The organism is Pseudanabaena yagii GIHE-NHR1 (genome assembly GCF_012863495.1).
Lineage (GTDB): Bacteria > Cyanobacteriota > Cyanobacteriia > Pseudanabaenales > Pseudanabaenaceae > Pseudanabaena > Pseudanabaena yagii.
On sequence record NZ_JAAVJL010000008.1, the window covers coordinates 43,743 to 51,200 of the forward strand.

Below are 7,458 nucleotides of genomic sequence, written 5' to 3' on the forward strand. Positions count from 1 at the left end.
ATTTTGTAGTGCAAATCTAACATATAAATTTGACAACCCTCATAAATCTCATTTGTGATCGCTTTTATCTACAAGGCTCCTTTAGCGATCGCAAAATTATTCAGTAGCAATAACTAAGCGAAACCCAATATGAGTAGTTCCCGTATCGGGAGACTCGGACTCCCGCGCCGTAGGACGATAACGACTACAGTAATTGGGAGCGCAGAGATAGGAGCCACCCTTGATCACATGTAACACTGACTCATCGGGCTTTTTTTGGTCAAAACTTTTATGGCGATCGCTAGCGATCGGATTATGCTGATGCGCCATGCGATCGTGTCCAAACTCAAAGAAATCAGAAGTCCATTCCCAAACATTACCTGTCATATCATAGAGACCATAAGCATTAGGAGGGAACGAACCAACAGGCGCTAAACCCTTATATCCATCAGCTTTAGTATTAAAAAATGGAAAAATCCCCTGCCAAGTATTCGCTTTCTTCTCTGAGTACTGATCGCCCCAAGTATAGGTCGTACCATCTAATCCCCCTCGTGCTGCATATTCCCATTGCGCTTCTGTAGGAATAGACTTGCCAATCCACTTCGCATAGGCTTCTGCATCTTTATAAGCAGTATGCACAACAGGATAATTATCTTTCCCCTTAATAGAACTATCTTTTCCAAAAGGATGCTGCCAATTTGCACCCACTGTCCAACTCCACCAACTCAGAAATGGTACTTGCTGAGCATCTTCCTTAGGTGGTTGAAAGACTAAAGAACCTGCTAAGCGTTGCTCATCAGGTAGATCGGGAAATTCTTCTTTTGACAAAGGAATCTCTGCAATAGTCTTGTAACCAGTGGCCTTCACAAATTTAGCAAATTCAGCATTGGTGATTTCATGCTGATCCATACAAAAACTGCTCACGCTGACATTATCGGCAGCTTTCTCTTCAGGAAAGCGATCGCTATCCGACCCCATCCGAAAAGTGCCACCATGAATAAACACCATCCCATCAGGACAAGAGTTAGCAGCAAAAACTGGCGGCGCGATCGCGAGAAGGCAGACAAGTAAAAAGTAAAAAGTAAAAAGTAAAAACCTATTTTGCACTATCAATCATCCAAAACCCAATCACCAATTACCCAAAAGCCAAAAGCCAAAAGCTAATCGCTAACAGCTAAAAGCTATTACCCAATTACCAATACTGCGTTGTCGGACGAATCAAAATCTCATTTATATCAACTCGTTCGGGTTGACTGACGGCATAGGCGATCGCATTGGCAACATCTTCCGCTTCTAGAGGCGTAATTGATTTGCGAAGGGCTTGACTCTTTTCGTAGGCAACGGGATCGGAGATATGCTGATCGATTTCTGTATTCACCATTCCAGGTTCTACAACCGTAACGCGGATGTTTTGTGGTGTCACTTCCAATCGCAATGATTCAGAAAAGGCATTCACACCCCATTTCGTTAAGTTATAAAGCCCAATACCTGCGCGGACAGTGCGACCAGCCACTGAGGAGACATTCACAATATGTCCCGACTTTTGTTCTAAAAGTATTGGTAAGACAGCATGAGTGGCATATAAGACCCCAAATATATTCACATTGATCATTTTGCGCCAATCATCGGTATTCGCATTGGCGATTTGTCCAGCGATCGCAATTCCTGCATTGTTCACCAAAATATCAATACGTCCAAAAGTTTCTTTGGTCTTTGCAATTAAGTTTTGAACTTGCGCTTCATCAGTAACATCGGTAATTACTTGGAGAACTTTGCCGCCCGATGCTTCAATCTTTTGAGCAACTTCATTTAATTTATCTGCGCGTCTAGCAGCGATCGCTACATAAGCACCTTCCTCTGCTAAGGTGATCGCAGTAGCAGCACCGATACCTGTGGAAGCACCTGTAATAATTGCGACTTTGCCTGCTAATTTTTGGGTCATGGGAAATCCTTGCTTATAATTTACGGTATCTACATATTAATACCGTAGTATTTTGGATTTAGTATGTCACTAGGGTGACAAAGAGCAATCAACAAACAATCAAAAAAACATAAAAGTTTAGACAGCAGAATATTTAGTTAAACTAATAATTAGGTTTCCAGAAAAATGTAGTCTGGATGACATTGGTTTTGAATAGGTCTATGGCAGACTGATAGCAATAATCTACGGTAAATCAATCGGGAAACGAGAGTATTGTCGATAGTAAGGAGTTAACAAAACTGTGATTGAGCTTGTCAGTGCTACCCGTTGCATCCAATGTAATATCTGCGTCTCTGTATGTCCTACGAATGTTTTTGAGCGTGTTGTCGATGCTCCTCCTGCGATTGCGCGACAAAGTAATTGCCAAACCTGCTTTATGTGTGAGTTGTATTGTCCTGTCGATGCTCTGTATGTAGACTCGAACGCCAATGAGCATGTAGTCGTGGATGAAAAGACTCTGATTGCATCGGGAGTTCTCGGCAGCTATCGCAGGAGTGTTGGCTGGAGCAAAGAGAAGGTTCCCGCTTTAGCTACATCGTGAATTTAGTAGAACCTTTGATCAAAAATTTGAGAGGTGTGGGTAATGCAACCCAAATCTGGACATAGAATTTTACTTAAATGGACAAAATCAGCGATCGCGGCAATCGCTATTCTTTCTTTGACCCTAGCTACAAGTGGCTGTAGCACAGGCACGGTGCAAGCAACTAAAGATGCCGATGCACCCAAGGTCGCCGCCGCTAAGCAAACACCTACGGAATCCGTGGTACTTCGAGTTGGTTTTATTAGCTCTGAAAGCAAGATTCCCATTGGACCTGAAGGTTGGGCTTTAGAAAAAAATTGGTTAGTTCCTGAACTCAAGGAATTTGGAATTACCGAAGTAAAATTTGTACCCTTTGTCGGAGGTCCCCCTCTAAATGAAGCGATCGCAGGTAATCGTCTTGATTTAGGAATGTATGGTGATACTCCTGCATTAGCTGGGCGATCGGCTGGTTTAAAGACAGTAATTATCAATCAAAATCGTGTTGGGAATGATGCCTATTTAATCACCAAGAGAAATGGTGCGAAAACCGTAGAAGAGTTAAAGGGCGAGAAGGTTGGCGTTACCAAAGGAACCTATTTACATCATTATTTATTGGGTCGCTTAGAGAAAGCGGGTATTGCTAAGGATGTCAAGCTTGTACAGGTTTCTACTACGGATTCTAAAGCAGCTTTGGAACGTGGTGACATTGCCGCTTATCCCTTTTCGATCGCGATCGGCTTAGAGTTAATCGCTCAGGGCTACCCTGCGATCGATCAAGCCAAAAATCATAGGGAACTAGTTGGCTCAGGTGTCACGGTGGTAACTGAGGATTTCTTAAAAAAGAATCCTCGGTTTGCCGAGAAGTGGGAAAAGATTCGTCTCAAAGCCCTAGAGGATATCAAAGCAAATCCTGATGCTTTCTATAAGTTTGCATCTAGGGCAAGTGGATATTCTGAGGAAATTTCTAAACAGGCTTATCCCATTGATCTATTTACCAAAGAAGCGTTTCCTGCGGAAGGTTTGCAACTACTCAATTCCACTAAGCAGTTTCTCGCCGATCAGAAGTTGTTAAAAACCAACTTTGAGATTAAAGAATGGCAGTCGCCTAGTTCTTAAATCGCGACTTACGTCGAGGAAAGTCTGCCCTCATCCCCCAGCCCCTTCTCCCAAAACGGGAGAAGGGGAGGAAGATAAATTTATAAGATTTTCTTATTCCCCTCTCCCTTAATGGGAGAGGGGCTAGGGGTGAGGGTCTTCTCTATCTAACTCGTTTTCCAAGTTATTTATTAAGGAAAAACATTATGTCTAGCCAAACCAAAACTCTTTCTGAAATCAATTTAGAAGCAGATGTATTAGTCATCGGTGGTGGACCCGCAGGTACTTGGTCAGCATGGAGTGCTGCTCAAAGTGGCTCAAAGGTGATTCTCGTAGATAAGGGCTATTGTGGAACCAGTGGTGCAGCAGCAGCAGCAGGCAATGGCGTATGGTACATTCCCCCCGATCCTGAACAGCGCGAACAAGCAATGGCAAGTCGGGAAGCGATGGGTGGTTTCCTAGCCGATCGCAATTGGATGCAGCGTGTACTCGATCGCACCTATGACAATGTCAATACCTTGGCTGACTGGGGCTATCCTTTTCAACCTGATGTCAATGGTCAGCCAATTAAGCGATCGCTGCAAGGTCCCGAATACCTGCGCCTGATGCGGAAAAAGATTCGCAAAGCAGGGGTGGAAATTCTGGATAACAGTCCTGCTTTGGAATTGTTGGTTGATAACGAAGGTGCAGTTGCTGGCGCAAGAGGAGTTAATCGTCAAACTGGTGAAAGCTGGACTGTGAAATCATCGGCGGTAATCATTGCCACAGGTGGCTGTGCTTTCTTGAGTAAATCCCTCGGTTGCAATGTGCTGACTGGTGACGGCTACTTGATGGCAGCCGAAGCAGGAGCCGATTTTTCAGGGATGGAATTTTCCAATGCCTATGCGATCGCCCCTAGAGATTCCTCAGTTACCAAAACGCGCTTCTATTCATGGGCTTCCTTTACCTACGAAGATGGCACGATCATTGAAGGTGCAGGATCGGCGAAGGGTCGCTCTGTCATTGCCAAGACTCTAATCGATCAGCCTGTCTATGCCCGTCTCGATAACGAAGTTACCGACGAGATCAGAGATTGGATGCGAGCTTCTCAACCCAATTTCTTTATCTATTTCGATCGTGCTGGCATCGATCCCTTTACCGATCGCTTCCCCATCACCCTACGTCTAGAAGGCACGGTACGTGGTACGGGTGGTATTCGCATCGCTGATTACTCCTGTGCCACCTCCGTAGCAGGACTCTATGCCGCAGGTGATGCCGCGACCCGCGAATTAATTTGCGGTGGTTTCACTGGTGGTGGTAGTCATAATGCCGCTTGGGCAACCTCTTCAGGCTATTGGGCTGGACAGTCGGCAGCAGAATATGCAGTGCGTTTAGGTGCAAAAGTTAGCGATCGCCAAGTTCGTGCGGTCGGTGATGCAGGGCTACAACAGGATGGACGCAAAGCCTTTAATCCTGAAGAAGCGATCGCCGTCACCCAAGGCGAAGTCTTCCCCTACGATCGCAACTGGTTCCGTTCAGAAACCACTCTCAAAGCTTCTCTCCAAAATCTCGACCATCTATGGAATGAGATCCGCAACAGTGGCGCACAGCAAAAAGAGCAAGTTGTCCGCGCCCGTGAAGCAGCTTCAATGGTGGCGACAGCAAGATGGATGTATAACAGTGGTCTTGCCCGTACCGAAACTCGCGGTATGCACCGTCGCACTGATTTCAACAAGCAAGATACCACCCAGCATTATCGCTTGCTTAGCGGTGGACTTGATCAAGTTTGGGTTAAGCCTGATCCTCAGTCGGTAAAGGTTGAGAAGAAGGAATTGGTGACGGTTTAGCCCTCACCCTCTATCCTGACTATCCTGTAAATTTCCTAAGTTGCTATAGATCCCCCCAGCCCCCCTTAAAAAGGGGGGAGAATTTTCTCTTCTTCCCCCTTTTTAAGGGGGATTGAGGGGGATCTACACCTTGAAACGTAGACAGAGAGAATAAAAGAGAAAGCAATGACGATCGCACTCGAAAAGCCTAATCAACAGAGCGAAATTAATCAACCCGTTGATCAAAACACCGTTCGCCGTCGGGGTATAGGACTTCGCGCTTACAATCCTGCTAAGGCTTTCAATGGCTATACCCTATTCACTCCCCTAACAGGGCAAGGCGAAATCTATCTAATTGATATCGAAGGTAATCTTGTCCATGAATGGAAATTACCCTATCTGAGATCTTGCACCAATCTAAAAAAAGGTTGCAAAAAAAGTAGAGATGTGAAAAAAAGGGCGTAGTAGAAAATTCAATAACGATTATGGAAAGCATCGTTAAGTACGCCCAAGGGCTAGTGTATAGCCTAATTTGTCTGATGCCAAGTGTGTATCAAAAAGCAAGTCTGAATGCAATATTGGGACTATTCCTCGAAGCACAAGGGCATCCATATCCAGAACATACACAGATAAAATCAGCCAGTTCGTTAAGTCGATTTCTCAATCACTATAACTGGTCAACGAAAGGGTTGATTCGAGAAACAAGGCAGGCAGTTTTGGGACAAATCGCCAAGTATCGTCCATCGAAACAAGTGCCATTAAAGATACTGATAGACTTGACCACCCTAGAAAAAAGCGGCAAGTTTTTACATTTGAGTAATCCCCCTAAAGACGAACCTGACCCATGGGTGAGAATACTCAACGGCAAGCGAGGACTACATTTGGTTGTACTGTATCTGGTCTATGGAGAGTGGCGCGTACCGTGGAGTTTTAGAGTATGGCGAGGTAAAGGATACCCCAGTCCCTCTGACTTAGCCTGTAAATTATTGGGGACAGTCCCGAAGCAACTAACCCAAAACAGAACTGTGATTGTCCTTGCTGATACTGAGTTTAGTACCATCAAGTTTTTCAACTCTGTCCGAGTCAAGTCTTGGCGCATTGTTGTCGGTGTACGCAACAATCGTAAACTTCAAGATGGACGTACTGTCAAACAACTTTATCGCCATGGCAAACGTGGACAACAAGAGATGCTCGAAGGGCTAACTACGCCTTTGAGCATCTCTTGGTTCTGGCTCAAAAGAGCCGATAATAAACGTGAGTTACGCTTTGTTGTCTCTTCTCATCCTTATTCTGGTGCTTATCTGGTTATATTGGGGCGTAAGCGTTGGGCAATTGAGGGTTTCTTCAAAACCATCAAACATCGTTTTGGTTTGCATTGTTTTGGACAATCGACAAAACTTGGTGTTTACCGTTGGCTTATCCTCTCTCTCCTTGCTTATCTTTTGGCTCATTGGATTGATCAATGGTCGAGTCCTCCTATCTTGGATTGGAAAGCTACATCTGATTTAACTCTTTCAGTTTTATTCCCTTCTGTCCTTTGGTTGAAGCTTCTCCGATACATCCGAATTAATGCCGATATTGCTGCTCGTCATGGCTTTGAAATTGTTCTTAAACCTATTCCCATTTAGAATATTCAGGAATGGTGCAAGATCTGAGCTATGCTCCTGGACTCTATGCCTATTTTTTACCGAATGGGAATCTATTCTATAACGGCAAAACCGTAGAAAATCCACCAAGGTTTCCTGCATGGCAAAACTTTAAGGGTGGTGTAGTTGCTGAGGTTGAGCCTTCAGGGAAGATTGTTTGGGAATATCAACATCCCGATCATCACCATGACGGGCGGCGCTTGAAAAATGGCAACACGATCATTTTAGCGATCGAGAAGGTTCCCGCAGAGCTAGTTCTCAAAATCCAAGGCGGAGTTCCCAATAGTGAAGTCAATGCCACAGACATCTATGCTGACGTACTTTATGAAGTCACTCCCACAGGTGAGATTATCTGGACATGGCACGCCCATGAACATCTCGATCCTGAAACAGACATCATCACAAAACAGGACTTGCGCCATGAATGGAGTC

8 protein-coding genes are annotated in these 7,458 nt (G+C 44.8%); 6 read left to right on the forward strand and 2 right to left on the reverse strand.

Annotation, left to right across the window (positions count from 1 at the left end):
- Positions 1-96 precede the first annotated feature (96 nt).
- Both HC246_RS25200 and HC246_RS25205 read right to left on the reverse strand, forming a co-directional pair.
- Complete coding sequence (locus tag HC246_RS25200) at positions 97-1,086, reverse strand: formylglycine-generating enzyme family protein (protein WP_169366170.1); 990 nt, start codon at positions 1,084-1,086, stop codon at positions 97-99.
- A gap of 85 nt (positions 1,087-1,171) precedes the next feature.
- Positions 1,172-1,921: an SDR family NAD(P)-dependent oxidoreductase gene (locus HC246_RS25205; RefSeq protein ID WP_169366171.1), complete on the reverse strand. Its 750-nt coding sequence runs from the start codon at positions 1,919-1,921 to the stop codon at positions 1,172-1,174.
- A gap of 280 nt (positions 1,922-2,201) precedes the next feature.
- Between HC246_RS25205 and HC246_RS25210 the strand changes: the two genes are divergently transcribed.
- From HC246_RS25210 to HC246_RS25235, 6 genes are all read left to right on the forward strand, one after another.
- Entirely contained in the window at positions 2,202-2,501 is a 300-nt protein-coding gene (locus tag HC246_RS25210) for a 4Fe-4S binding protein (RefSeq protein ID WP_169366172.1), read from the forward strand.
- A gap of 42 nt (positions 2,502-2,543) precedes the next feature.
- A complete protein-coding gene (locus tag HC246_RS25215) occupies positions 2,544-3,596 on the forward strand; it encodes an ABC transporter substrate-binding protein (RefSeq protein ID WP_169366173.1) in 1,053 nt (350 codons plus the stop codon).
- 185 nt (positions 3,597-3,781) lie between these two features.
- Complete coding sequence (locus tag HC246_RS25220) at positions 3,782-5,401, forward strand: FAD-dependent oxidoreductase (RefSeq protein ID WP_169366174.1); 1,620 nt, start codon at positions 3,782-3,784, stop codon at positions 5,399-5,401.
- 165 nt (positions 5,402-5,566) lie between these two features.
- Complete coding sequence (locus tag HC246_RS25225) at positions 5,567-5,845, forward strand: PH domain-containing protein (protein WP_211167958.1); 279 nt, start codon at positions 5,567-5,569, stop codon at positions 5,843-5,845.
- A 20-nt stretch (positions 5,846-5,865) separates the two neighbouring features.
- Positions 5,866-7,008 (forward strand): transposase, encoded by a 1,143-nt coding sequence (locus tag HC246_RS25230; protein WP_225903043.1) that lies wholly within the window; start codon positions 5,866-5,868, stop codon positions 7,006-7,008.
- An 11-nt stretch (positions 7,009-7,019) separates the two neighbouring features.
- The coding region (locus tag HC246_RS25235) for an aryl-sulfate sulfotransferase (RefSeq protein ID WP_225903118.1) at positions 7,020-7,458 on the forward strand (439 nt) is incomplete at its 3' end.

What these genes read in the sequence shown, in the direction of transcription:
- HC246_RS25205 (WP_169366171.1), bottom strand. Translation starts at nt 1,921, where the DNA reads ATGACCCAAAAATTAGCAGGCAAAGTCGCAATTATTACAGGTGCTTCC.
- HC246_RS25215 (WP_169366173.1), top strand. Translation starts at nt 2,544, where the DNA reads ATGCAACCCAAATCTGGACATAGAATTTTACTTAAATGGACAAAATCA.
- HC246_RS25220 (WP_169366174.1), top strand. Translation starts at nt 3,782, where the DNA reads ATGTCTAGCCAAACCAAAACTCTTTCTGAAATCAATTTAGAAGCAGAT.
- HC246_RS25225 (WP_211167958.1), top strand. Translation starts at nt 5,567, where the DNA reads ATGACGATCGCACTCGAAAAGCCTAATCAACAGAGCGAAATTAATCAA.
- HC246_RS25230 (WP_225903043.1), top strand. Translation starts at nt 5,866, where the DNA reads ATGGAAAGCATCGTTAAGTACGCCCAAGGGCTAGTGTATAGCCTAATT.